The 23404-nt window shown below is 56.0% G+C and carries 24 protein-coding genes; 6 read left to right on the top strand and 18 right to left on the bottom strand.

Annotated features, from left to right (window positions below; translation table 11 throughout):
- Window positions 1-312 precede the first annotated feature (312 nt).
- The 5 genes from nrdF to EE896_RS04635 form a co-directional block, all read right to left on the bottom strand.
- Complete coding sequence (gene nrdF, locus EE896_RS04615) at window positions 313-1272, bottom strand: class 1b ribonucleoside-diphosphate reductase subunit beta (protein ID WP_003850367.1); 960 nt, start codon at window positions 1270-1272, stop codon at window positions 313-315.
- 8 nt (window positions 1273-1280) lie between these two features.
- Window positions 1281-3362, bottom strand: a complete 2082-nt coding sequence (gene nrdE / locus EE896_RS04620; protein ID WP_420372164.1) for a class 1b ribonucleoside-diphosphate reductase subunit alpha — start codon at window positions 3360-3362, stop codon at window positions 1281-1283.
- A gap of 26 nt (window positions 3363-3388) precedes the next feature.
- On the bottom strand, window positions 3389-3802 hold the full coding sequence (nrdI, locus tag EE896_RS04625) for a class Ib ribonucleoside-diphosphate reductase assembly flavoprotein NrdI (protein ID WP_003850364.1): 414 nt from the start codon (window positions 3800-3802) through the stop codon (window positions 3389-3391).
- A gap of 4 nt (window positions 3803-3806) precedes the next feature.
- A complete protein-coding gene (gene nrdH, locus EE896_RS04630) occupies window positions 3807-4049 on the bottom strand; it encodes a glutaredoxin-like protein NrdH (protein ID WP_140033120.1) in 243 nt (80 codons plus the stop codon).
- Between the two features lie 303 nt (window positions 4050-4352).
- Window positions 4353-4670, bottom strand: coding sequence for a DUF883 family protein (locus tag EE896_RS04635; protein ID WP_003850361.1), 318 nt, complete (start codon window positions 4668-4670; stop codon window positions 4353-4355).
- A gap of 153 nt (window positions 4671-4823) precedes the next feature.
- On the opposite strand from EE896_RS04635, the gene EE896_RS04640 reads away from it, so the two are divergent.
- The 4 genes from EE896_RS04640 (at window position 4824) to EE896_RS04655 (ending at window position 8133) form a co-directional block, all read left to right on the top strand.
- The gene (locus tag EE896_RS04640; protein WP_003850360.1) at window positions 4824-5159 is read left to right on the top strand and encodes a DUF2002 family protein; all 336 of its coding nucleotides are present in this window, start codon (window positions 4824-4826) and stop codon (window positions 5157-5159) included.
- Between the two features lie 134 nt (window positions 5160-5293).
- Complete coding sequence (gene mmuP / locus EE896_RS04645; protein WP_140915755.1) at window positions 5294-6703, top strand: S-methylmethionine permease; 1410 nt, start codon at window positions 5294-5296, stop codon at window positions 6701-6703.
- Window positions 6693-7628, top strand: a complete 936-nt coding sequence (gene mmuM / locus EE896_RS04650) for a homocysteine S-methyltransferase (RefSeq protein WP_003850358.1) — start codon at window positions 6693-6695, stop codon at window positions 7626-7628. The genes mmuP and mmuM overlap by 11 nt, the downstream gene beginning before the upstream one ends.
- 85 nt (window positions 7629-7713) lie before the next feature.
- On the top strand, window positions 7714-8133 hold the full coding sequence (locus tag EE896_RS04655) for a hypothetical protein (protein ID WP_140915754.1): 420 nt from the start codon (window positions 7714-7716) through the stop codon (window positions 8131-8133).
- On the opposite strand, the gene speG is transcribed toward EE896_RS04655, so the two are convergent.
- The 6 genes from speG to EE896_RS04685 form a co-directional block, all read right to left on the bottom strand.
- Window positions 8134-8679 carry a spermidine N1-acetyltransferase gene (gene speG, locus EE896_RS04660; protein ID WP_003850356.1) on the bottom strand — a complete coding sequence of 182 codons (546 nt, stop codon included), beginning with the start codon at window positions 8677-8679 and terminating at the stop codon, window positions 8134-8136.
- Between the two features lie 255 nt (window positions 8680-8934).
- Window positions 8935-9612 (bottom strand): ABC transporter ATP-binding protein, encoded by a 678-nt coding sequence (locus EE896_RS04665; RefSeq protein WP_105098873.1) that lies wholly within the window; start codon window positions 9610-9612, stop codon window positions 8935-8937.
- Entirely contained in the window at window positions 9605-10435 is an 831-nt protein-coding gene (locus tag EE896_RS04670; RefSeq protein ID WP_140915753.1) for an ABC transporter ATP-binding protein, read from the bottom strand. Before EE896_RS04670 ends, EE896_RS04665 begins: the two co-directional genes overlap by 8 nt.
- Window positions 10425-11282 carry an ABC transporter permease gene (locus tag EE896_RS04675; RefSeq protein WP_140915752.1) on the bottom strand — a complete coding sequence of 286 codons (858 nt, stop codon included), beginning with the start codon at window positions 11280-11282 and terminating at the stop codon, window positions 10425-10427. Before EE896_RS04675 ends, EE896_RS04670 begins: the two co-directional genes overlap by 11 nt.
- Window positions 11279-12331 carry an ABC transporter permease gene (locus tag EE896_RS04680; RefSeq protein ID WP_003850352.1) on the bottom strand — a complete coding sequence of 351 codons (1053 nt, stop codon included), beginning with the start codon at window positions 12329-12331 and terminating at the stop codon, window positions 11279-11281. Before EE896_RS04680 ends, EE896_RS04675 begins: the two co-directional genes overlap by 4 nt.
- Window positions 12331-13899, bottom strand: coding sequence for an ABC transporter substrate-binding protein (locus EE896_RS04685; RefSeq protein WP_008926756.1), 1569 nt, complete (start codon window positions 13897-13899; stop codon window positions 12331-12333). Before EE896_RS04685 ends, EE896_RS04680 begins: the two co-directional genes overlap by 1 nt.
- Before the next feature lie 657 nt (window positions 13900-14556).
- Here EE896_RS04685 and mgtA point away from each other — a divergent pair.
- Together mgtA and mgtU are read left to right on the top strand one after the other, a co-directional pair.
- Entirely contained in the window at window positions 14557-17259 is a 2703-nt protein-coding gene (gene mgtA, locus EE896_RS04690) for a magnesium-translocating P-type ATPase (protein WP_003850349.1), read from the top strand.
- Entirely contained in the window at window positions 17225-17356 is a 132-nt protein-coding gene (gene mgtU / locus EE896_RS22760; protein WP_008926754.1) for a magnesium transporter protection protein MgtU, read from the top strand. Before mgtA ends, mgtU begins: the two co-directional genes overlap by 35 nt.
- 68 nt (window positions 17357-17424) lie before the next feature.
- Here mgtU and EE896_RS04695 read toward each other — a convergent pair whose 3' ends face one another.
- The 7 genes from EE896_RS04695 to EE896_RS04725 form a co-directional block, all read right to left on the bottom strand.
- On the bottom strand, window positions 17425-18279 hold the full coding sequence (locus EE896_RS04695; RefSeq protein WP_003850345.1) for a PA4780 family RIO1-like protein kinase: 855 nt from the start codon (window positions 18277-18279) through the stop codon (window positions 17425-17427).
- Window positions 18280-18603: 324 nt separating this feature from the next.
- Window positions 18604-19092 carry a cold-shock protein gene (locus EE896_RS04700; RefSeq protein WP_003850339.1) on the bottom strand — a complete coding sequence of 163 codons (489 nt, stop codon included), beginning with the start codon at window positions 19090-19092 and terminating at the stop codon, window positions 18604-18606.
- A gap of 144 nt (window positions 19093-19236) precedes the next feature.
- Window positions 19237-19482 (bottom strand): YmjA family protein, encoded by a 246-nt coding sequence (locus EE896_RS04705; RefSeq protein WP_003850337.1) that lies wholly within the window; start codon window positions 19480-19482, stop codon window positions 19237-19239.
- A gap of 328 nt (window positions 19483-19810) precedes the next feature.
- The gene (locus tag EE896_RS04710) at window positions 19811-20773 is read right to left on the bottom strand and encodes a ribokinase (RefSeq protein ID WP_003850334.1); all 963 of its coding nucleotides are present in this window, start codon (window positions 20771-20773) and stop codon (window positions 19811-19813) included.
- Window positions 20770-21666, bottom strand: coding sequence for an allose kinase (alsK, locus tag EE896_RS04715; RefSeq protein WP_140915751.1), 897 nt, complete (start codon window positions 21664-21666; stop codon window positions 20770-20772). Before alsK ends, EE896_RS04710 begins: the two co-directional genes overlap by 4 nt.
- The gene (gene alsE, locus EE896_RS04720) at window positions 21663-22355 is read right to left on the bottom strand and encodes a D-allulose 6-phosphate 3-epimerase (RefSeq protein WP_003850331.1); all 693 of its coding nucleotides are present in this window, start codon (window positions 22353-22355) and stop codon (window positions 21663-21665) included. Before alsE ends, alsK begins: the two co-directional genes overlap by 4 nt.
- Entirely contained in the window at window positions 22355-23404 is a 1050-nt protein-coding gene (locus tag EE896_RS04725) for an ABC transporter permease (protein ID WP_105099276.1), read from the bottom strand. Before EE896_RS04725 ends, alsE begins: the two co-directional genes overlap by 1 nt.

Below are 23404 nucleotides of genomic sequence, written 5' to 3' on the forward strand. Positions count from 1 at the left end.
GAAATAATCAGGGATTTATTGGCATTTAGGTCGATTTGCTGCGTGAAAGGGAGAAAAACAGACGTCACCAACGTGAAATATTACGGAAATAATGGGGACCGATGCAGGAAAATAATCACGCCTGAAACGACCATGTTCAGTGAAATAATTGGCCGAAAAAAAGAAAATACGGGGCGGATGAATATCAATAAACAATGAAATAGTCAGGCGGTATTGCAGTAATATTTTTTTCTTATGATGAGTCGCGGTGGCGCGGTTGCTATACCATTGCCAGTGAAAACCGGATGCTGATAAAACAGCACCCGGTAAACCTCAGAAATTCCAGTCTTCATCTTCGGTTTCGACCGCTTTACCCATCACATAGGAGGAGCCTGAACCGGAGAAGAAGTCGTGGTTCTCGTCAGCATTGGGTGACAGCGCCGACAGAATGGCCGGATTTACCGCCGTCAGCTCCGCCGGGAACAGCGCCTCGTAGCCCAGATTCATCAGCGCTTTGTTGGCGTTGTAGTGCAGGAAGGTTTTCACCTCTTCTACCCAGCCGACATCGGCATAGAGCGCCTCGGTGTAAGCCACTTCATTTTCATACAGCGCCAGCAGCAGATCATAGGCGAACTGCTGCAGCTCTTCGCGACGCAGATCGTCAGCCGTGGCCAGCGCCTGCTGATATTTGTAGCCGATGTAATAACCGTGCACCGCTTCATCGCGAATAATCAGGCGAATCAGATCGGCAGTGTTGGTCAGCTTGCCCCGGCTCGACCAGTACATCGGCAGCCAGAAGCCGGAATAGAACAGGAACGACTCCAGAAAAACGCTGGCGATCTTCTTCTTCAGCGGATCATCCGCCTGGTAGTGTTCAAGGATGATGCGCGCCTTGTTCTGCAACGGCACATTCTCTTCGCTCCACTGATAGGCGGCATCCACATCCTGCGTATTACACAGAGTTGAGAAGATAGAACTGTAAGAGCGCGCATGGACGGCTTCCATAAAGCTGATGTTCGACAGCACCGCCTCTTCGTGTGGCGTAATAGCATCGTCCATCAGTCCCGGCGCGCCGATCACGTTCTGGATGGTATCCAGCAGCGTCAGGCCGGTGAAGACCCGGATGGTCAGTTGCTGCTGCTGTTTATCCAGCGTCTGCCAGGCGGGCAGATCGTTAGAGAGCGGCACCTTCTCTGGCAGCCAGAAGTTGCTGGTGAGACGGTTCCATACCTCAAGATCTTTCTCATCCTGAATCCGGTTCCAGTTAATCGCCTGAATTTGTTTAAGTTTCATCGTTTTCATTACAGGGAGCATGAGACGCAGCCCTGAACCTCCGTGCCCTGAAGCGCCATCTGACGCAGTCGAATGTAATAAAGCGTTTTGATCCCTTTTTTCCACGCGTAAATCTGCGCTTTGTTGATGTCGCGGGTCGTGACGTCATCGCGGAAAAACAGCGTCAGTGACAGGCCCTGATCGACGTGCTGAGTCGCTTCTGCGTAGGTATCAATAATCGCTTCCGGCCCAATCTGATACGCATCCTGATAGAGGTGGAGATTCTCATTGGTCATAAACGGCGCGGGATAGTAGACGCGACCAGTTTTACCCTCTTTGCGGATCTCAATAGGGGAGACAATCGGATGGATGCTGGAGGTGGCATGATTGATGTAGGAGATCGAACCGGTCGGCGGGATCGCCTGCAGGTTCTGATTAAACAGCCCGTGCTGCATCACTGCATCACGCAGCGCCTGCCAGTCCGCCTGGGTCGGCAGTGTCAGTCCGGCATCGGCAAACAGCGTCGTCACCCGTTCAGTGCGCGGCAGCCATTCCCGCTGCAGATATTTATCGAAGTAAACGCCGCTGGCGTATTGCGAATCCGCAAAGCCGTCGAACGTCTTCTGATGCTCCTGCGCCAGTTGATTAGAGGTGCGTAGCGCATAGTAGGTAATGCAATAGAAGTAGAGATTGGTGAAATCCAGCGCTTCCGGTGAGCCGTAGGCGATGCCTTCCCGCGCCAGATAGCCGTGCAGGTTCATCTGACCCAGCCCGATGGCGTGCGAACGGCGATTGCCTTCGGCGACCGACGGCACCGAGCCAATCTCGCTCATCATCGACACCGAGGTCAGGGCGCGAACCGCCACATCCACGGTGCGCGCCAGATCGCGCGAATCCATGGCATGCGCAATATTCAGGGAGCCAAGATTACAGGAGATATCTTTGCCGATGCGGCGATAGCTCAGGTCATCATGGTACTCGCTGGCGCTGTTCACCTGCAGAATCTCAGAGCAGAGATTACTCATATTGATGCGACCGGCAATCGGGTTGCTGCGGTTCACGCTGTCCTCATACATGATATAGGGATAGCCCGACTCAAACTGAATCTCGGCCAGCGTCTGGAAGAAGTCGCGTGGCTGAATATACGTTTTACGGATGCGATCATCCGCCAGCATCTCGTCATACTTCTCGCTGATACTGATATCGCCAAAGGCCTGACCGTAAATCCGCTCAACATCATAGGGCGAGAACAGCGCCATGGGTCTGTTCTCTTTTGCCAGCTGAAAAGTGATATCAGGAATAACCACGCCCAGCGACAGCGTTTTGATGCGGATCTTCTCGTCGGCATTTTCGCGTTTGGTATCCAGAAAGCGGAAAATATCGGGATGATGCGCATTAAGCCAGACTGCGCCGGCGCCCTGACGCGCACCAAGCTGATTCGCATAGGAGAAAGCATCTTCCAGCATTTTCATTACGGGGATAACGCCCGACGATTGATTTTCAATACGTTTAATCGGCGCACCAGACTCACGCAGGTTCGACAGTAAAAAGGCGACGCCGCCGCCGCGCTTTGACAGCTGCAATGCCGAATTCACTGCGCGGCCAATCGACTCCATATTGTCTTCGATGCGCAGCAGGAAGCAGGAGACCAGCTCACCGCGCTGCTGTTTGCCGCAGTTCAGAAAGGTCGGCGTCGCGGGCTGGAAACGGCCGCTGAGGATCTCCTCCAGCAGCGCTCGCGCCAGCGTTTCATCGCCCTGAGCCAGTGTCAGTGCCACCATGCAGGCGCGCTGTTCGAAGGTTTCCAGATAGCGTTTGCCGTCAAAGGTCTTAAGGGTATAGCTGGTGTAGTACTTCCAGGCGCCCAGAAAAGTTTTGAACTCAAATCCCCACTTCTCCGCCACCTCATGCAGCTCAAGCAGAAAATCAAAATCGTACTGATTCAGCACATCCGCTTCGTAATAGCTCTCCGCCACCAGATAGCGTAAACGCTCGGCGTTGCTGGAGAAGGGGACGGTATTAGGTTGCACATGCTGCAGATAAAACTGACGTGTCGCTTCGCGATCCTTGTCGAACTGGATACGGCCGTCAGCATCGTAGAGGTTCAGCATGGCATTGAGGGCGTGATAATCGAGCGTCACGCCGTTGAGGGTATCTGTTGTTGCCAAAATTGGGTTACTCCCGCTTTAACTTTCGCAATATCGTCAGGGGTTCCCATTAGCTCGAAGCGATAAAGACAAGGAACCTGACATTTTTTTGCAATGATGCTGCCCGCCAGGCAGTAACCGGCACCGAAGTTACGGTTGCCTGCTGCGATCACGCCACGAATACCACGGCGGTTCGCCTCATCATTAAGAAACTGAATCACCTGACCGGGCACTGCACCGCGACTGCTGCCACCGCCATAGCTGGGTACCACCAGAATATAGGGCTGGTCGATATGCAACTGATCACGGGCATCAAGCGGGATGCGCCAGGCGGGCAGGCCGAGGCGCGTGACAAACCGGTGGGTGTTTTCCGACTGGCTGGAAAAATAGACCAGCGGGAACATGCGCTTAGCCCCCGACGGCAGAAAGCGATCGCAGAGTGGCGATCTTGTCCGGGCGGAAGCCGCTCCAGTGATCGTTATCTGCCATCACCACCGGCACCTGGCGGTAACCCAGTGATTTCAGGTTGTCGATCGCTTCCGGCTCGCTGTCGAGATTGATTAACTGATAGGCGAGACCCTGACGGTCCATCGCATTTTTGGTCGCCGTGCACTGGACACAGTTATCTTTAGTGTAAATAATAATGCGCATGATTCGTATTTCCCTCTGTGTGCGGTTCTGATGCCCGAAAACAAAGCAGACGCGACAGGTTGCGGGCTTCATTGTGACGAACAGCAGGTGTCGTGCTGATGAGCTAAATACTAGATGTAGTGGTTTTGGTGGTCAAGCCCACCAGATATAGGGTTTTATGATTTGTATTTGCGCAACAGAGGAAAAGCCAGCAGGGATGCGCCCTGCAGCCTGGAAAAATCTTTTGTAAATGTCGCTGGCCGGAAAAAAGGCAAAAAAAAGCCCCGCACAGGGCAGGGCTCAGGGGATTTCTCAGCGCTTAGCTTAGCGGCGTGAAGCCAGCAGCACACCGACAACGATACCGAATGCGGCACCGATACCTACACCGTGCCATGGTTTGTCATGGACATAGGTATCAACCTGAGCGGAAGCATCACGCGCAACCTGTGAAACACGGTTGCTGCCGCCGTTCAGTTTAGAGCGGGTCTGTTTCAGCAGCTTCTCTGCCTGACTGCGGGCTGAGTCCACTTCGTCTTTGGCGTCACTGCCGTAAGATTTCAACAGCGCTTCCAGTGAATCGGCCAGTTCGTTAACGTCCTGATTGATATCAATGTCATCGTTTTTTACAGTGCGATTAAACATTTTTTAGCTCCCTTTGATTTAAAAACGTAATACTAGTGTAGACGACCTTGAGATTAACGAGACGCGGGAGTGTTCTTTAGGGAAAATTCCGAATGCCCACTCTGTCATGCTGTTGTAAGGTTGCGAAGCTTTTGAAAGAGGAGAGGATCGAGCATGTATTTACGACCGGATGAGGTAGCGCGCGTACTGGAAAAAGCGGGTTTCGAAGTCGATGAAATTACCCCACGGGCCTATGGCTATCGCCGTGGAGAGAACTACGTTTATGTGAACCGCGAAGCGCGCATGGGGCGCATGGCTTTAGTGATTCACCCGACACTGAAAGAGAAGAGCCAGCCTTTCGCTGAACCCGCTTCAGAAATGAAGACCTGCGATCACTACACCCAATTCCCTCTCTACCTGGCGGGTGATTCACAGGAACATTACGGCATCCCGCACGGATTCAGTTCCCGCATGGCGCTGGAACGCTATATTCAAAGCGTTTTCGGCTAACGCATCAGGCCCCGCCGCGACGGGGCTCTGAACGGCCTTTCCATCCTCCCTGTTTCCTGCCGTTGCAATTACCCGCTGTGACGCGTATAAAATTGTCCACTATAGATGTTTAGACGTCCATACGGATAAAAAAGATGAGCGAACAGCCAACTCCCTCGCAGGAACAATTTAAACGCACCATGAAAGTGCGCCATCTGGTGATGTTATCGCTGGGCGGCGTGATCGGCACTGGCCTGTTTTTTAACACCGGCTATATCATTTCTACTACCGGAGCGGCGGGTACGCTGCTTGCCTATCTGATTGGCGCGCTGGTGGTCTGGCTGGTGATGGTCTGTCTGGGTGAACTCTCTGTGGCGATGCCGGAAACCGGCGCGTTCCACGTTTACGCTGCGCGCTATCTCAGTCCGGCAACCGGTTATACCGTGGCATGGCTCTACTGGCTGACCTGGACGGTGGCCCTGGGCTCCAGCCTGACGGCAGCGGGCTTCTGTATGCAGTACTGGTTCCCGCAGATTCCGGTATGGATATGGTGCCTGGTCTTCTGCTGCGCTATCTATCTGCTGAACGTCATCTCAACCCGCTTCTTCGCCGAAGGGGAGTTCTGGTTCTCGCTGATTAAGGTGGTCACGATCGTTGCCTTTATCGTGCTGGGCGGCGCAGCGATGTTTGGCTTTATCCCGATGAAAGATGGCACGCCCGCGCCCGGTCTGAGCAATCTTACCGCGCACGGCTGGCTGCCCAATGGCGTACTGCCGATTCTGATGACGATGGTGGCGGTGAACTTCGCCTTCTCTGGCACCGAGCTGATCGGGATTGCGGCCGGTGAAACCCAGCAGCCGGAGAAAGTGCTGCCGCTGGCGATCCGCACCACCTTGGCCAGGCTGATCATCTTCTTCATCGGCACAGTCTTTGTGCTGGCGGCGCTGATTCCGATGGATCAGGCTGGCATCGTAAAAAGTCCGTTTGTGCTGGTGTTCGAAAAGATCGGCATCCCGTATGCGGCTGACATCATTAACTTTGTGATCCTGACTGCAATCCTGTCAGCAGCCAACTCCGGCCTTTACGCATCGGGCCGTATGCTCTGGTCGCTGGCCAACGAAAATACGCTGCCGCGTGCCTTTTCCCGGGTGAACAAGCGCGGCGTACCCATGCTGGCAATTACTGTCAGCATGGTGGGCGGTTTGCTGGCGCTGGTTTCCAGCGTGGTTGCGCCAGACACAGTGTTTGTGGCGCTGTCGGCTATCTCTGGCTTTGCGGTGGTCGCGGTCTGGCTCAGCATCTGCGCCTCGCATTTTGTTTTCCGTCGCCGTCACCTTCAGCAGGGCAAATCGCTGGCCGATCTGGCTTACCGCGCGCCGCTCTATCCGCTGACGCCGATTCTGGGCTTTCTGCTCTGCCTGCTGGCCTGTGTTGGTCTGGCATTCGATCCAACTCAGCGTATCGCGCTATGGTGTGGCATCCCGTTTGTCCTGTTCTGCTACGCCGCATACCATCTGACCCACAAATCATCCCCGAAGCCTGAGGAGGCCAAAGATGTCGCATAACCCTGTCGCGCAGGCTTTAACAGAGTCACCATTGCTGATTCTGGATGGCGCGCTGGCCACCGAACTGGAAGCCCGCGGCTGCCATCTGGCCGATGCGCTCTGGTCAGCAAAGGTGCTGATGGAAAATCCTGAGCTCATCTATCAGGTGCACTACGACTATTTTGTCGCCGGTGCGCGTTGTGCCATTACCGCCAGCTATCAGGCGACGCCGCAGGGCTTTGCCACACGTGGTCTTGATGAAGCGCAGTCACTGGCGTTGATCGCCCAGAGCGTCGAGCTGGCGCGCCGCGCACGTCAGGACTATCTGGCGGTCCGGCCCGATGCGAAAACGCTGCTGGTGGCGGGATCGGTGGGGCCATATGGTGCTTTCCTGGCGGATGGTTCGGAATATCGCGGTGACTATGCACTGCCGGAAGCGGAAATGATGGCGTTTCACCGTCCGCGCGTGCAGGCGCTGCTGGCGGCGGGTGCCGATCTGCTGGCCTGCGAAACCCTGCCTTCGTTTGCGGAAGCGCAGGCACTGGTGAAGCTGCTGGCTGAATTCCCGGAAGGCCGTGCGTGGTTCACGTTTACGCTGCGTGATGCCGGGCATATCAGCGACGGCACGCCGCTGTCAGAGGTGGTGAGCTGGCTGAATCAGCAGCCGCAGGTGATAGCGCTGGGGATCAACTGCGTAGCGCTGGAGAGCGTAACGCCTGCGCTGCAGCAGTTGCAGAGGCTGACCGACAAACCGCTGGTGGTCTATCCCAACTCCGGCGAGCAGTATGATGCCAGCAGCAAAACCTGGCATTCCGCGCCGTCGGGCTGCACGCTGCACGACAAGCTGGATGAGTGGCAGCAGGCGGGCGCGAAGCTGATTGGCGGCTGCTGTCGCACCTCACCCAACGACATCGCGGCTATCGCCCGCGCTTGTCAACCGCAATAAGCTGGCTGAATCGGGCGATGATAGCCCGATTGAGACAAAGAAGGCGGTCTACACTTTGAGCACTGATCACTCTGTGGACCCCTTCATGAAACAGCGAATTCTGGCTCTGGCCGCCGCGCTGCTGCTTAGCGGCTGTGCCACCATTGTCGGCACTGAAACCCAAATGGTGCGCATCGACTCTCTGCCGCAGGGCGCGCGCTTTACCGTGCAGGATGAGCGTGGCTACGCAGTTGCGCAGGGTTTCACGCCGCAGACCGTTGAGCTGGCAAAATCCACCGGCCGCTACTTCGGCAAAAAGCACTATCTGCTGATGCTGGAAAGCCCGGGCTACGTGCCGGTTACAGTGCCTATCGAGGCTCGCGCTAACCTCTGGTATCTGCTGGGCAATATCCCATTAGGTGGATTCCCCGGCTGGTTGCTGGTCGATCCTTTCTATGGCAGCATGTACGACCTCAAGCCGGAACATCCACGTCCCTTCATGAATCCGGTTGGCGCGCGCGGCTGATCACTGCGCGGTCGGCTTCACCATCCCGCCTGGCGTTTTATGGCGTTCCAGATACTGATGCTGGAAAATGCACATGCGGATGGTGTTGCGGTACTCCCCATTAATGAAAAATTCATGTTTAAGCACGCCTTCGATCTCGAAGCCGAGCTTGGTATAGATATGGATCGCTTTCTCGTTTTCCTGATCGACAATCAGGTAGAGCTTATAGAGATTGAGAACCGAAAAGCCGTAATCCATCGCCAGCTTTGCCGCCTGGGTTGCCAGCCCTTTGCCCTGATGCGCCGGATCGATAATGATCTGAAATTCAGCGCGGCGGTGCACATGGTTAATCTCCACCAGTTCCACTAATCCCGCTTTCTGCCCGCTATGCTCCACCACAAAGCGGCGTTCCGTCTGGTCATGAATGTGCTTGTTGTAGAGATCGGACAGCTCCACAAACGCTTCATAGGGCTCCTCAAACCAGTAGCGCATCACGCTGGCGTTGTTATCCAGCTGATGGACAAAGTGCAGGTCTTCCCGCTCCAGTGGACGCAGTTTTACCGTCATCGCCTTTTCCTCTCATGAAATAGTTGCCGCGAGTATACCGCATCAGCCTGGCGCTGCGTTTTGTGCAGTCGTATAGGGGCGCTGCTTTATCGTACAACCGACAATAGCGTAGCGTGGCAATCAAGATGGCTGTGAGAGAACCACACACCGTCCGGCAGGAGAGAAGAGGGGTTAATGCCGATTAAGAGGCGAGTTACGAAATGCGCGACGAGTGAAACAGCGCCGGACGGCAGATTAACGCCGTCCGGCCGGGTTTCAGGCAGAGATCTGTTCGATGATGCGGCCCTGTGCCATACGCACTGCGCGATCGCACATATGATCGATAACATCGGGATCGTGGCTGACCAGCACCATTGTCAGACCATCCTGCTGTTTCAGATCGTTGAGCAGGTTGAGGATCTCCGCCTGCACTGACATATCCAGTGCAGATGTCGGCTCATCCAGCAGCAGGATCTTTGGCTGCAGCAGCAGGGCGCGCACGATGGCGACGCGCTGACGCTGACCGCCGGAGAGCTGATGTGGATAGCGATCTGCCAGTGCAGGATCGAGTCCGACGTGACGGAAACCCTGATCGATACGATCGTTGATATTCTCGCGTTTCAGCAGCTTCAGCGGCTCCGACAGGGTGCGACGCAGCCGGTGACGCGGATGCAGCGAGGCATAAGGGTCCTGGAACACCATCTGCACTTCCTGACGCAGCGCACCGGTAAAGGCTTTGCCCGGCTGAACAGTATGACCGGCAAGCTGCATCTGGCCCTGCCAGTGTGGGTTCAGACCTGCCAGCACCCACAGCAGTGACGATTTGCCGCAGCCCGAAGGACCCACCAGACCAAAACACTCGCCCGCGTTAACCTCAAGATTAACCTCATGCACCACGGTGCGAAGGTCATAACCCTGTTTGTGGGCGACGCTGAGATTGTGTAACTCAATCATAATTCGCCTCCAGCGCAGCGCGATCCAGCACCGGTAAAGTCTGTCCGTGGGTCGCTTTACCCGGACGGCAGGCCCACAGTGTGCGGGTGTAAGGATGGGTCGCGTGAGGCAGTTCAGCGGCGGGCAGCGTATCCAGCAACCGGCCTTTGTACATCACCATCACCCGCTCGCAATGTTCCGAAACCTGCTGCAAATCGTGGCTGATCAGCAGCAGACCCATGTTACGCGCTTCCACCAGACCGCGAATCAGCGCCAGCACCTGATCGCGCATGGCATGATCCAGTGCAGAGGTGGGTTCATCAGCGATCAGGAAGTCAGGATCGGTGATCAGTGCGATTGCCAGCATCACACGCTGGCCCATGCCGCCCGAGAGCTGATGCGGATACTGCTGCATCAGCCGACGCGGATCGGGCAGGCCGACCGCATCCAGCATCTCACACACTTTCTCTTTACGCTCGGCACGGCTCAGGCGGCGATGCAGCATCAGCGGTTCTTCCACCTGCCAGCCAATGGTGCGCGTCGGATTAAGGGCATATTTCGGGTCCTGCATCACCATCGCCACGCGGTTACCGCGCAGCTGGTTCCAGTGACGCTCACTCAGCGTCAGCGCATTCTCACCGGCCACCTGAAGCTGGCTGGCCTGCAGATGCAGCGCGGGCGAGAGCAGTCCCATCAGGCTGCGGGCGGTCAGCGACTTCCCGGAGCCGGACTCACCGACCAGCGCCACACGTTCGCGGCCCACGGAAAAGCTGATGTTATCGACCAGCAGTGCTTCATCACTGCGAATGGTCAGCCCTTCGGCAAGGAGCAGATTATTTTGCATGACGGGTATCCAGTCGGTCGCGCAGGCCATCGCCTGTCAGGTTAAAGGCCAGGCTGGCAAACAGAATCGCCGCACCCGGTGCAGCCGCAACCCACCACTGATCGAAGATCACTTTACTGCCTTCGGCGACCATTGAGCCCCATTCAGCCGTCGGCGGCTGAACGCCCATACCGAGGAAACCGAGTCCGGCAGCAGCCAGGATAATCCCGCCCAGGCTTAGCGCAGCGCGGACCACCGCCGTCGGCATGCAGAGCGGCAGGATATGACCGAACATCAGGCGAAAGCCCGTAATGCCCTGCATCCGCGCGGCGGCGAGGTAATCGCTGCGGCGCAGTGCCAGCGTTTCAGCGCGTGCCTGACGGGCAAACGGCGGCCAGCTGGTCAGCGCCAGTGCCAGCGCGCCGTTCATCAGGCCAGGGCCGAGAATCGCCACCAGCGCCAGCGCGATTACCAGGTTGGGCAGCGACAGGAAAATATCGGTGATGCGCATCAGCAGGCGTTCGGTCCAGCCGCCAACGTAACCGGCGGTGATGCCGATCAGCAGTCCGGCCGGAATAGTCAGCACCAGAATCAGCGATACCAGCAGCAGCGTAGGGCGTGTGCCGTAAATCACGCGCGACAGCAGATCGCGGCCAAAGCCATCGGTGCCAAACCAGTGCTGTGCTGACGGCGCCAGCAGGCGGCTCGACATGGTCTGCACATTCGGGTCGAAAGGTGCAATCAGCGGTGCCAGCAGCGCCATCAGGATAAGAATCGCGACCAGCGTCAGGCCAACGGTTAACGAGGTCACGCGTTGACGGCGACGGCGTGGCCGTAGCGTTTCGAGTTCAGAGAGTTGTTGCGTCATCGGGTTCTCGGATCGGTTAACCAGGTTAAAACATCTGCCAGGGTGTTAATCAGGATAAAGCAGCTGCCAATCAACAGGGTTGAGCCCAGAATCGCCGGCACATCGCCGGAGAACAGCGCATTGGTCATATAGCGACCCACTCCCGGCCAGGCGAAGACGGTTTCGGTTAGCACCGAGCCTTCCAGCAGCGTGGCGTAGGAGAGGGCGATCACCGTAACCAGCGTGCCCAGCACGTTAGGGAATATATGGCGCAGCAGGATGCGCACCCGACCGGCACCTTTGGCACGCGCCAGCACCACATACTCTTTACTGCTCTCTTCCAGCAGCGCCGCACGCAGCAGGCGGGTAATGCCCGCCATCGCCAGCAGACCGAGAATCACCACCGGCAGCCAGAGGTGCGCAATCGCGTTGCGGAACATCTCCGGTTCACCTGAGAGCCAGCTGTCGATCAGCACAAAGCCGGTTTTCGGCTCAAGGGTATAGACCCAGATATCATCCAGTCGTCCCGGTCCGGCGGACCAGTGCAGCACCGCATAAAAGAGCAGCAGACCCAGCAGGCCGAGCCAGAACACCGGCACCGAGTAGCCCAGCAGCGAGATAAAGCGGGCGAGGTTATCGATCCAGCTGCCCGGTTTCCAGGCCGCCAGCAGCGCCAGCGCGACGCCGAATACCACCGCGAAGATCATCGCGCAGGTCGCCAGCTCAATGGTGGCCGGGAACGTGGACATCAGATCGCCACTCACCGACTGATTGGTCAGACGGGAGACACCCAGATCGCCGTGCGCCAGATGTTCGACATAGCGCCAGAACTGCATCAGCACCGGCTCGTCGAGACCCAGGTCATGACGCACCTGCGCGTAAGTCGCTTCACTGGCGTGATCGCCGGCAATCTGCTGCACCGGATCAATCGGCGACAGATGCGATAGCATAAAGGTGAAGGCAAGCAGGCCAAGCAACGTGACCAGCAGCGACAATACGCTACCGATCAGCCGTCCGCCACGCTGCCAAAAAAGCCGGGCGAACCCGGCTGAAGGGACAGACTGTGCCATTACTTAGTAACCTGCGAATAATACACCATGTCAGGGTTGATACCCTGCACGTAGCCTTTCAGGTTGTCGCGCAGGGCGATCAGGTTCTTCGCCTGCATCCCAATCACGTAAGGTGAATTTTTCATTACTTCACGCTGCATTGCTTCATACAGCGCCACGCGTTTTTTCGGATCGCTTTCTGCTGTCGCCGCAATCACCTGCTTGTTCAGCTCAGGAATATGCCAGTCTGAACGATAAGCGATGGTTTTGCTGCCATCTTCCGGGTTGTAAGCAAACGAGGCGGCATTGGTATTGGGATCGAAGTAGTCAGAACCCCAGGCGTTCAGCGTCGCTTCATATTTATGCGCTTTCACATTGGTCGACACTTCTGAGCTCAGGCCCGGCACCACTTCCACTTTCACGCCTGCTTTGGCGAAGCTGCCCTGCAGCGCCTGTGCGATATCCAGATAAGGCGGCTGGTTGCTGGTAGAGAGCTTGAAGGTCACGTTGCTCAGGCCCGCTTTCTTCAGAATCGCTTTGGCTTTTTCCGGATCGTAGCTGTATGGCGTGTCGTTGATTGCGCCCAGGAAGCCCTTCGGCAGGAAGCTCTGATGCACGTCAAACTGGCCTTTCAGCAGTTCGTTGGCAATACCTTTGTAATCCCACAGGTAGCGTGCTGCTTCCCAGAAGGCCGGATTCTTCATCGTCTCGTTTGCGCCGATGTTGAACTGGATGTAGTAGAGCGACGCCATGGGAATCGCTTCCGTCTTCACGCCTTTCTTGCCGTTCAGCGCAGCGATCTGATCGGCACCCAGGTTACGGGCGATATCGGCATCGCCCTGTTCCAGCAGCAGACGACGCGCAGCCGGTTCCGGTACGTTTTTGATCAGGATATTTTTCATCTTTGGCGCGCCCGCCGGTGAGGTCGGGTTAGCGCTGAGCAGTACCACCTGATGCATTACCACTTTACGGATCTGATACGGACCGCTGCCCGCAGAGTGAGTTGCCAGCCAGGCGTTACCAAAATCGCCGTTCTTCGCGTTCGCCATCGCGGTTTTTTCATCAATGATGGAAGAAACCGGGGCAGAGAGCAGGCTCAGCACGTAGGTCGGGCTGACGTTAGCCGTCCAGCTAATCTGCACGTGATTGTCGTCGACCTTCTTCAGGAAGCCGTCGACGTTATCTTTAGTCCAGCCAAGCTGTGTCAGGATGAAAGAGGGATCGAGGTTCAGCTTTACCACGCGGCCCAGCGAGAAGATCACATCTTCCGGACGCAGTGGGTTGCCGGTAGAGAATTTCGCATCTTTGCGCAGTTCAAAGGTCAGGCTGCGGTTGTCGCTGCCGGGCTGCCATGAGGTCGCCAGAGTAGGCTTCAGGTCCACCGGGTTCTGCGGATCGGACTGGACCAGACGCTGATAGATGTTTGTAAAAGCCTGAACGCTGGTCAGTTCAAACCCTTTGGCCGGATCGAAGCTGTCGGCGTCGTCAGTAGATTGTGCAATTACCAGCGTATCTTTTGGTGTTGCGGCCTGTGCTGTGAAGGCGCCAGCCAGCGTCAGCGCCAGCAGTGATGGAATTATAGTTTTCATGAAATTTCCTTGCCTCTAAAAAGTTACGCGAGTTTACGAAAGGGCCGGTGTGAAGAATAGTCGAATATGGGCTAATCATATGCCAAAAGGTTATAAGGGTTACCTGCTGGTTATAAGAAGATCGCCACTCTGTTAACGAAGCGGTAAGCTGAGCAGAAACAAAACCTCAACGAAACCATTATTCAGGTTATTATTGCTTTACCGCAGCCAGACGCTCTTTATAATGGCTGCAGATAATTTCAGGAGAATTCAGTTGGACAGTGATACCCGATTAACTTTAATTCTGGCAAGCTGAATTTTCTTTGCTGCTTGCCAACCGGCGAGCAGCGATCCCCGCTTTAATTAACGATCGCGCTCCTTTTTTAAATCCTGTCATTCACAGGAGTGCGCGTTATGCTGCTGTTTATATTCGCTCTTTTTCCTCCGCCCCGATTGGCGTAGCGCAGGCTACGCCCGATTGACGATCTCAGACTTTCAACATGCTGCGTTTAACCGACGTCGGCTAATCCTGTGCGCATCATTATTTTGCGTGCAGGCGGAATAACGTGATTATTCCTGAAGGTCACCGCATTAAATAACCCGGCTTCGCCAGGTTTTATCCATGCACCTTATTTTGCGTGCAGGACAACTATTGCTTTAAATCAGGGAGATGTCGAAATGAGCGACATGAAACTGGAGCAGGTTGCGATCACTTCATCCGGCAACCGTAACGATAAAAAAAGTAAAAAAATGTTTGCTGTGGCACAGCAGGCAGGCCAGCACATTGAGACGACGCTGGCAAACCTGCGCAGCCACCACCAGGGCCTGACTCAGGCTGAAGCGGCGAAACGCCTGAGCCTGTACGGCCGCAATGAAGTCGCGCATGAGAAAGCGCCACCGGCGCTGATTCAGCTGCTGATGGCGTTTAATAACCCGTTTATCTACGTATTGCTGGTCCTGGCGCTGGTGAGTTTTGTAACGGACTACTGGCTGCCGCTGCGCGCCGGTCAGGAGACCGATCTTTCCGGGGTGATCATCATCTGCACCATGGTGATGTTGAGCGGGCTGCTGCGCTTCTGGCAGGAGTTTCGCACCAACCGTGCGGCGCAGGCGCTGCAGTCACTGGTTCGTAGCCAGGTTACCGTGCTGCGGCGTGAGGCGGACAGCGAAACCGCACAGCGCCAGGATGTGGATATGAGTGAACTGGTGCCGGGCGATATCATTCTGCTCAGCACCGGCGACCAGGTGCCAGCCGATGTGCGCCTCCTGAGTTCACGTAACCTGTTTATCAGTGAAGCGGTGCTGACCGGCGAGTCGCTGCCGGTTGAGAAACACAGCAGTGATGCGGGTATTGACGGCACAGGCCAGACTGCTAAAGAGCTGCTGGCGTCAGCGAATATCTGCCTGATGGGTACCAGCGTAGCCAGCGGTACAGCCAGCGCCGTCGTCGTCGCGACCGGTGGCGAAACCTGGTTTGGCTCGCTGGCCTCATCGCTGACCGGAAGCCGTCCGCAAACTGCATTTGATCGCGGGGTGAATAGCGTCAGCAAACTGCTGATCCGCTTTATGCTGGTGATGGTGCCGGTGGTGCTGCTGATAAATGGCTTCACCAAAGGTGACTGGATGGATGCCACGCTATTTGCACTGGCGGTTGCGGTCGGGCTGACCCCGGAAATGCTGCCGATGATTGTCAGCGCCAACCTGGCCAAAGGCGCAATTGCGATGTCTCGTCGCAAAGTCATCGTTAAAAAGCTCAATGCCATTCAGAACCTTGGGGCAATGGACGTGCTCTGCACGGATAAAACCGGCACGCTGACTCAGGACACCATTCTGCTGGCGCATCATCTGGATGCACAGGGCAATGAAGATGCTCAGGTCCTGCTGCTGGCATGGCTGAACGGCAGCAGCCAGAGTGGCGCGAAAAACCTGATGGACCGCGCCGTACTCAGCGCGGGCGATAAAATCATTTCGCAGTCTCTGCGCAGCCAGTTTCAACTGGTGGATGAGTTGCCGTTTGATTTTGATCGCCGCCGGGTTTCAGTGCTGGTGGAAGATCTGGCTCAGCATCGTTCACAGCTGATCTGCAAAGGCGCAGTCAAAGAGATGCTGGCGGTAAGTATCGCCGTGCGCAAGGGCGATGCGGTCGTTGCACTGGATGCGGCGCAGCGAGCGGCGCTGCTGACACAGACCGAACACTATCATCAGCAGGGTTATCGTGTGCTGCTCGTGGCAACCCGTGATGAGGAGCTGCGCGCGCCGCTCAACGACAGTGACGAGCGCGATCTGGTTATTCAGGGCATGCTGACCTTCCGCGATCCGCCAAAAGCCAGCGCGGGTAAAGCGATTAAAGCCCTGCGCGACAGTGGTGTGGCGGTGAAAGTGCTGACCGGCGACAACCCATTGGTGACGCTGCGTGTCTGCGCCGATGTCGGACTGACCGATCCGGCGATGCTGACCGGCGATCAGATTGAGGCGATGAACGATGACGAACTGGCGCAGGAAGTGGAACGTTGCACGCTGTTTGCCCAGCTGACGCCGCTGCAGAAATCACGTCTGGTGCGGCTGATGCAGCAGAATGGTCACACCGTCGGTTTCCTGGGAGATGGCATTAATGACGCGCCTGCACTCCGGGCGGCGGATACCGGGATTTCCGTGGACAGCGCGGCAGATGTGGCGAAAGCCTCCTCGGACATCATCCTGCTGGAGAAAGATTTACAGGTACTGAATGAAGGTGTCCTCAAAGGACGCGAGACCTTTGGCAACATCATCAAGTACCTGAACATGACCGCCAGTTCCAACTTCGGCAATGTTTTCTCGCTGCTGGTGGCCAGTGCTTTTATTCCGTTTTTGCCGATGCTCTCCATTCATCTGCTGATTCAGAACCTGATGTATGACATTTCCCAGCTGGCACTGCCGTGGGACAAGGTTGACCGTGAGTTTCTGAATAAGCCGCGTAAATGGGATGCCGGCAACATTAAACGCTTCATGCTGTGGATGGGGCCGACGTCGTCAATTTTTGACGTCACGACCTTTGCGCTGATGTGGTTCGTTTTTGGCGCGAATCATGCGGGCGTGCAGTCGCTGTTCCAGTCCGGCTGGTTTATCGAGGGATTGCTGTCACAGACGCTGGTAGTGCATATGCTGCGTACCCGGAAGATTCCGTTTATCCAGAGTCGCGCCACCTTACCGGTGATGCTGACCACGCTGACGATTATGGCGCTGGGCATCCTGATTCCGTTCTCACCGCTGGGCGCGATGGTCGGTCTGGTGCCACTGCCATGGCAATACTTCCCGTGGCTGGTGCTGACGCTGTTCAGCTACTGCCTGGTGGCGCAGGGAATGAAACATGTCTACATCCGCAGGTTTGGTCAGTGGTTCTAGGGAGGAGAAGATGAAAAAAGGCAGGCTCGATAAAGTTTTTGTTGGCGTGATGATTATCGGCTTAACTCTGATTGCGCTGACGGTCGTGGTGCGATGATAGCGTTGTAAAACTGCGAACATTAAAAGGCAGCGAGGCGACTCACTGCCTTTTTTATTAATGGGCGATTACTCTTCGTCGCGCTCACGGCTGGCACGCTGGCGTTCGTAATATTCATCCTCTGCAGTGATGATCTCATCCATCAGCGAATCCATATCAACCACGCGCTCCTCTTCCACAAACTCTCCGGTAAGCGGCGTTTCTGGTGTGAGCTTGCCATCCTCATACAGCAACCAGATCTCTTTGGCATAGCGCGTCTTAAGCAGCTGCGGAGCGAACTGACCATAGTATGAAGTGATGTTGTTTACGTCACGTTCGAACATCGACTCGGCATGGTTATTGGCCGCCGCATCAACCGCCTGGGGCAGGTCAATAATCACCGGTCCCTGATCGTCCAGCAGCACGTTGAACTCGGATAAGTCACCATGCACGATACCTGCACAGAGCATGCGAACGATGTTACGGATCATGGTGTTGAAATCGGTGATTGCCTGCTCTTCGGAGAGCATGACATCGCTGAGGCGCGGCGCAACCGCACCGTTGGCGTCAGTCACCAGCTCCATCAGTAACACACCGTCGATGCAGAGATAAGGCTGAGGTACACGAACACCGGCGTTAGCCAGGCGGAACAATGCGTCTACTTCGGCAGTCTGCCAGGACTCTTCCTGCTGCTTACGGCCAAATTTCGTGCCTTTCTGCATGGCGCGGGCGTTACGGCTGTTGCGGGTTTTACGTCCTTCCTGATACTGCACCGCCTGCTTGAAGCTACGCTGAGTCGCTTCTTTATAGACTTTGGCGCACTGCACCTTGCCGCCGCAAAGCACGGTATAGACGTCTGCTTCTTTGCCGCTTTTCAGCCGCTGCAGGACATCGTCAATCAGGCCGTCATCGACCAGTGGCTGGATTCTGTTTGGGATTTTCATGCGGCTTTATACCTTATTTCACCCACTTTTCGTATCAATTTGCGATGATGGAAATATTGGCAATGACTGAACAAAGAATCTGATTCTACCCTGGAATGTAGCTTTATGGGGATGATCCTTGATGACCAGCGCGTTTGACCTTTGTTTTTTCATAAACAATGGATTAGCTGGAAGAGCAGGGCAGTTTTGTCTGCACGAGTATCGTTTTCTGGCCACTGCGCACAGCTGGCAGGGATGATGTATCCGGGGAAAAACCTGTAGAGCAGACCGAAGCGGTCTGTCAGGCCAGCATCCTGCTCACAGAAAACTGGCCCACCTGCGGGATTATTTCAGGCTTTTAAGCACGTTAACCGTGCTGTCGATGTCGATCTCATCTTCAGAGAAGGTCAGCGTGGTTCCCTGGAATGTGGTGACCGCCAGCTTTTTCAGCGAGCGCATTTCATTCGCTTTCGTGTCAGATTTCGGCCGGATGTTATTCAGCAACAGGCCGACTGACAGCACCGCGTTCTCTTTATCGACACCGGCATCGACCGGGACTTCTTCGCTGTAGACCAGGTAAGATTTGATCGAGGTGATCTTCAGCCGCTCGCCTGCGATGTAGATGTATTTGCTTGTCGGCGCGACTTTCACCGCATAGGCAGATAAGCCTTTGTTGTTGGTGGTGGGTTCAAAGGTCACCGCCGCATCTTTTTTGATCAGGTCAGGGTTGGCGACCTTAATCACATGAAAATAGCGGTTATCGCCGTTTTCATCTTTGATAAAGCCAAAACCTTTATCTTCAAACCACGTTGTGATCGTTCCGTTCATCGCCATTTTTGCCTGCTTAATCTACTCAGTTTTTTACAGCGCGCAGTGTAAAACACAATGCCTGCACAGACTATATAAGTCTGGATGATAATTTTCAGCTGCGCCAGGGAGCGACGGTATGGCGCTCACTCGTCTGGCGATGAGTAACAGTTACTCGTTGCCCCAGCGGTTCAGGAACTCCGCGATATCATCAATACGCTGCTCATCAATGCCGGCTTCACGCGCCATATCCTGCTGCGACGCTTCACTGATCTCTTCGTTGTTCATCAAACGGGTGATCAGCAGCTGGAAGTAATGGGCCAGCGGGGTACGTTCAGCTTCGCTTACCGGCTTAGCAGACTCCGTCGCATACTCATCTGCGACATCATAATATTTGAGAGAAATTTCGTTATTCATAGGGTGTCCGCAGCGTTGAAGTTACGTTAAGGCCTCACCGTCGTTCGTGGCATGGCTCAAAAGGAGATTATTTCGTGTTTGGGCGGGAGCTGTAAAGGGGGAAGGGCTTCAGCGCACATCTTCAGGCGTTGAGCATTTTATACTGAGCAAAAAACGATTCCCCTCCTGATAACTGATCGCCGGGCTGTAACGCCATCAACACGTCGCAGCACGACGGTTTCCTGCCAGGCACGGGAGGAGGTGCCCGATGAGCACTCTCCTGAAAAGCCTCGCGCTGTTCAGCGCGAGTTCAGAGTGGAACTGATGAAGATCAGCTTGCCGGTCTGCATCACGCGATTACGCTCTCAATCGGCTCGATAATACATTCCGGATGCGCCTGCAGCCGCGCGAAAGCCTCGGCATACGAGGGCATCGAGTCGGCTGCGCCGGCACGTTCGACACAGAGTGAGGCAAATGCCGCAGCAAATCGCGCCGCCTGGGGCAGATCCTCGCCGGACGCGAGCCGGGCGGCAAGCGCGCCATTAAACGCGTCGCCAGCACCTGTGGTATCGCGCGGCTGTGCCGGAAAAAGCGGAATACGCTGCTGCTGCGCAGGTGTAGAGAGCAGGGCGCCAGCAATGCCCAGCGTGATAATGACCTGACGCGCACCCTTACGATGCAGTACCTCTGCGGCGCGACGTGCGCTGGCAAAATCAGTAACGGTTACCCCGCTAAGCTGGCTCGCTTCCGTGCTGTTAGGCGTCAGCAAATCAACCTTTGCCAGCAGCGCATCGCTGATTTTTTGCCACGGCGCCGGGTTGAGAATCACAAAGGTGCCGCTGGCACGCGCGTTATCAACCATGCGTTGAATGGCACTCAGGTTGTTTTCCAGCTGTACCAGCAGAATATCGGCAGCGGCTACCGTAGGCTGGCAGCGCGTGACCTCTGCAGCGGTCACGGTGGTATTGGCGCCCGGATAGACAGAAATCATATTTTCAGCGTCGTCGCCTGCGACGTAAATCAGCGCGTTACCGGTGGGTTTCTCTTTACAGGTAAACAGCGTAATGGCGTCAAAGCCGGTTTTCTCCAGATGACGTCGCGCGAAAAGGCCAAAATCGTCATTGCCCACTTTACCGATGTAGTGCACCCGAGCACCAGCGCGCAGCGCCGCCGTGGCCTGATTGGCGCCTTTACCGCCCGCGCCCATCATGCTGTTGTGCGCTGTCAGCGACTCCCCTGGTAGTGGAAAGCGACGCATCACGGCAACAACATCGAGGTTAAAGGAACCGAAAACACATACTTTTCCTTTCATCCTGCGCTCCTGAACAGGCGTTCGGCGGCGAGACAGGCACCGCGACAGCCCGTGTAGTCGGTTGAGTGGCTGAAAATGATCTTCAGGTTTTCGCGCGTGACCGGTGGCCGCAGATGCTGCTGAATCTGGTTGCGCAGCAAAGCCAGCGGAAAATCAGCCATCGCCAGCACGCCGCCGCCGAGGATCAGATATTCCGGGTCGAGTATATTCATCTCAGTTGCAATCAGCTGCGCCAGTCGTCGCACAAACGCCTGAAGTTCAGGCTGGTCGCCGTGATGGGTAAACAGCGCAGAAATAGGCGTGTCAGCGGCGTTCAGCGCGGCCCAGTGACTCAGCCAGTGGCCTGAGGTCAGGGTCTCCGCGCAGCCGCGATTACCGCACGGGCAGGGAAGATCATTGCCTGCCACCGGCACATGCCCCAGTTCGCCAGCACCGCCATGCTCGCCATGATAAAACTGCCCATTGAGCCACAGACTGTTGCCCATTCCGGTGCCGGGATAGAGGCCGACGGCGTTATCCGGCAGTTGCTCCAGCTGCAGCAGATCCCACAGCATCAGATGGTTCACATCTTTGTCCATCGCCACGGGCACACCGAGCTCCGCTGCCAGGCGTGCCGCCACAGGCTGGTGGTCCAGCGCCTGGATAAAAGGCAGCGAAATCACCTGCATTCTGTCGCGGCTGAGGATACCCGGCAGGCCCAGCATAATGCCGCTGACTGGCTGCTGTTCCAGCGTATCATTAATAAGCTGAGCCAGTGCCTGCAGCGCGTCCGGCTGCCGGGCCCAGCTGGCGGTGGGCACCTTGCGAAAGCTGCTCCAGACGCCTCCCGCTTCCATGAGCTGCAGCCGGGTACCGGTGCCGCCAATGTCGATACCGAGCCAGCGCGGTTTCATGCAGACACCTGCGCCAGCCCCTGGGCTTCATCAATGCTGTCGCGCATCATCTTCCACGCGGTGGCTAAATCGTCATGAATGTTAAATAAGCCCGAGGTACCGACAATCAGGACTTCTGCGCCCGCGCCAATAAGCTGGTGATAAGTGCGGGTGTTACAGGAGCCGTCGATTTCGATCAGATAGTGATATCCGTGCTGCTGCTTCAGTGCTTTCAGCTCACGCACCTTTTCAACCATTTCCGGGATAAAAGGCTGGCCGGCGTAGCCCGGATCCACCGTCATCACGGTGATCTTGTCGAGCAAATGGATATAGTGCTGAATATATGAGATTGGGGTGGCTGGATTGAGCACCACGCCCACTTTTTTACCATAACTGCGGATCAGATTAATGACGCGAAACGCGTCGCGGTTGATCGTCTCCGCGTGCGGACAGATATAGTCAGCCCCCGCTTTTGCAACCGCCTCGATAAAATTAGTCGGCTCTTCCACCATCAGATGCACGTCGATCGCCACGCGGGTGAAAGGACGGATCTGCTCAATGAAGAAAGGGGAGAGCGTTATATTTTTAACGTAATGACCATCCATGATATCCACATGAAGAAAGTCAGCGCGCGAGTCGAGAACCTGTAGCTGGTGCTTGATCTCCATCAGGTTCATACACATCAGTGACGGGGAGATTTGAGTACGCATCATACTTCCTTCTTTTCAGACAGAGGATTAAGCACCGCGGCCAGCCTGCTGAGCTTTACTGCACGGTGTTCGTTGAATCGGGTTTTAAATTGTTTAAAGGCGAGGACCACAATCAATACCGCGCCCCACATTGCCAGGCTGACGTGCTGACTGATGTTCATCAGATTGAAACCGGTTGAAAGTACCTGCAGCGCAATCAGTGCCAGCACCACACCGGTGACGCGACCGAATCCGCCGTTGGGATCGGTGCCGCCAAGAATAATCGCCAGCACCGTCAGTAACAGATAAGCATCGCCGTAACCCATGCGCGCGGAGTTAAAGCGCGCCATCATAATCAGGCCTGCCAGTACGCAGAGCAGGCTGGAGATCACATAGACCAGCATCACCATGCGATGGGTATTGATGCCGCTGAACCAGGTGGCGTTGATATTGCTGCCGCCCATGTAAATGCATTTTCCCGCGCGGGTTTTACCGAGAAACAGTGCCAGTAGCGCGGCGGCGATCAGGAATACCCAGAGCGGCAGCGGCATACCCAGCAGCGTATCAGCACCCAGCGCCTGTACCACCGGCGGCATGCCGCTGACGGCAGCCCCTTTGGTCAGCCAGATACCGATACCGTTCAGCGTCATCATCGTTGCGAGTGTGACCAGAATCGGGTGCGCGCCGATTCGCGTTACCATCAGACCCGTTACCACGCCGATTACGGCGGCGATCAGCATGGCGCCAATGATGGCGATGAACAGCCAGAGCAATTGCAGCGCCATGCCGGCTCCGGCGGGCAGGGCGCTCATCAGCGTCCAGGCGATAAACAGCGCAGTCAGGTTAGCGGTCGCGATAATGGCAAGGTTCAGGCCGCCGCTGAGGATGGCGATAAACATCGCCAGTGTGAGTAAGCCCAGCTCCGGCAGCTGAAATGCCATACTCATAAAGGTTGAGTCGGTCAGGAAGCGACCCGGCAGCATCACCGTAAAGATGGCCAGCGCCAGCGCGATAAGCAGCATCAGGCCGATGTTGGTGCCGTCCGGGCGCAGTGCAGTCAGTGATTTCAT

It is taken from the genome of Pantoea eucalypti, from assembly GCF_009646115.1.
In the GTDB taxonomy this organism is placed as follows: Bacteria; Pseudomonadota; Gammaproteobacteria; order Enterobacterales; family Enterobacteriaceae; genus Pantoea; species Pantoea eucalypti.

Bases quoted from the DNA above. Each gene is read 5' to 3' on its own strand.
- nrdF (WP_003850367.1), bottom strand. From the start codon at position 1,272: ATGAAACTTAAACAAATTCAGGCGATTAACTGGAACCGGATTCAGGAT.
- nrdE (WP_420372164.1), bottom strand. From the start codon at position 3,362: ATGCTGAACCTCTACGATGCTGACGGCCGTATCCAGTTCGACAAGGAT.
- nrdI (WP_003850364.1), bottom strand. From the start codon at position 3,802: ATGTTCCCGCTGGTCTATTTTTCCAGCCAGTCGGAAAACACCCACCGG.
- nrdH (WP_140033120.1), bottom strand. From the start codon at position 4,049: ATGCGCATTATTATTTACACTAAAGATAACTGTGTCCAGTGCACGGCG.
- EE896_RS04635 (WP_003850361.1), bottom strand. From the start codon at position 4,670: ATGTTTAATCGCACTGTAAAAAACGATGACATTGATATCAATCAGGAC.
- EE896_RS04640 (WP_003850360.1), top strand. From the start codon at position 4,824: ATGTATTTACGACCGGATGAGGTAGCGCGCGTACTGGAAAAAGCGGGT.
- mmuP (WP_140915755.1), top strand. From the start codon at position 5,294: ATGAGCGAACAGCCAACTCCCTCGCAGGAACAATTTAAACGCACCATG.
- mmuM (WP_003850358.1), top strand. From the start codon at position 6,693: ATGTCGCATAACCCTGTCGCGCAGGCTTTAACAGAGTCACCATTGCTG.
- EE896_RS04655 (WP_140915754.1), top strand. From the start codon at position 7,714: ATGAAACAGCGAATTCTGGCTCTGGCCGCCGCGCTGCTGCTTAGCGGC.
- speG (WP_003850356.1), bottom strand. From the start codon at position 8,679: ATGACGGTAAAACTGCGTCCACTGGAGCGGGAAGACCTGCACTTTGTC.
- EE896_RS04665 (WP_105098873.1), bottom strand. From the start codon at position 9,612: ATGATTGAGTTACACAATCTCAGCGTCGCCCACAAACAGGGTTATGAC.
- EE896_RS04670 (WP_140915753.1), bottom strand. From the start codon at position 10,435: ATGCAAAATAATCTGCTCCTTGCCGAAGGGCTGACCATTCGCAGTGAT.
- EE896_RS04675 (WP_140915752.1), bottom strand. From the start codon at position 11,282: ATGACGCAACAACTCTCTGAACTCGAAACGCTACGGCCACGCCGTCGC.
- EE896_RS04680 (WP_003850352.1), bottom strand. From the start codon at position 12,331: ATGGCACAGTCTGTCCCTTCAGCCGGGTTCGCCCGGCTTTTTTGGCAG.
- EE896_RS04685 (WP_008926756.1), bottom strand. From the start codon at position 13,899: ATGAAAACTATAATTCCATCACTGCTGGCGCTGACGCTGGCTGGCGCC.
- mgtA (WP_003850349.1), top strand. From the start codon at position 14,557: ATGAGCGACATGAAACTGGAGCAGGTTGCGATCACTTCATCCGGCAAC.
- mgtU (WP_008926754.1), top strand. From the start codon at position 17,225: ATGTCTACATCCGCAGGTTTGGTCAGTGGTTCTAGGGAGGAGAAGATG.
- EE896_RS04695 (WP_003850345.1), bottom strand. From the start codon at position 18,279: ATGAAAATCCCAAACAGAATCCAGCCACTGGTCGATGACGGCCTGATT.
- EE896_RS04700 (WP_003850339.1), bottom strand. From the start codon at position 19,092: ATGGCGATGAACGGAACGATCACAACGTGGTTTGAAGATAAAGGTTTT.
- EE896_RS04705 (WP_003850337.1), bottom strand. From the start codon at position 19,482: ATGAATAACGAAATTTCTCTCAAATATTATGATGTCGCAGATGAGTAT.
- EE896_RS04710 (WP_003850334.1), bottom strand. From the start codon at position 20,773: ATGAAAGGAAAAGTATGTGTTTTCGGTTCCTTTAACCTCGATGTTGTT.
- alsK (WP_140915751.1), bottom strand. From the start codon at position 21,666: ATGAAACCGCGCTGGCTCGGTATCGACATTGGCGGCACCGGTACCCGG.
- alsE (WP_003850331.1), bottom strand. From the start codon at position 22,355: ATGCGTACTCAAATCTCCCCGTCACTGATGTGTATGAACCTGATGGAG.
- EE896_RS04725 (WP_105099276.1), bottom strand. From the start codon at position 23,404: ATGAAATCACTGACTGCACTGCGCCCGGACGGCACCAACATCGGCCTG.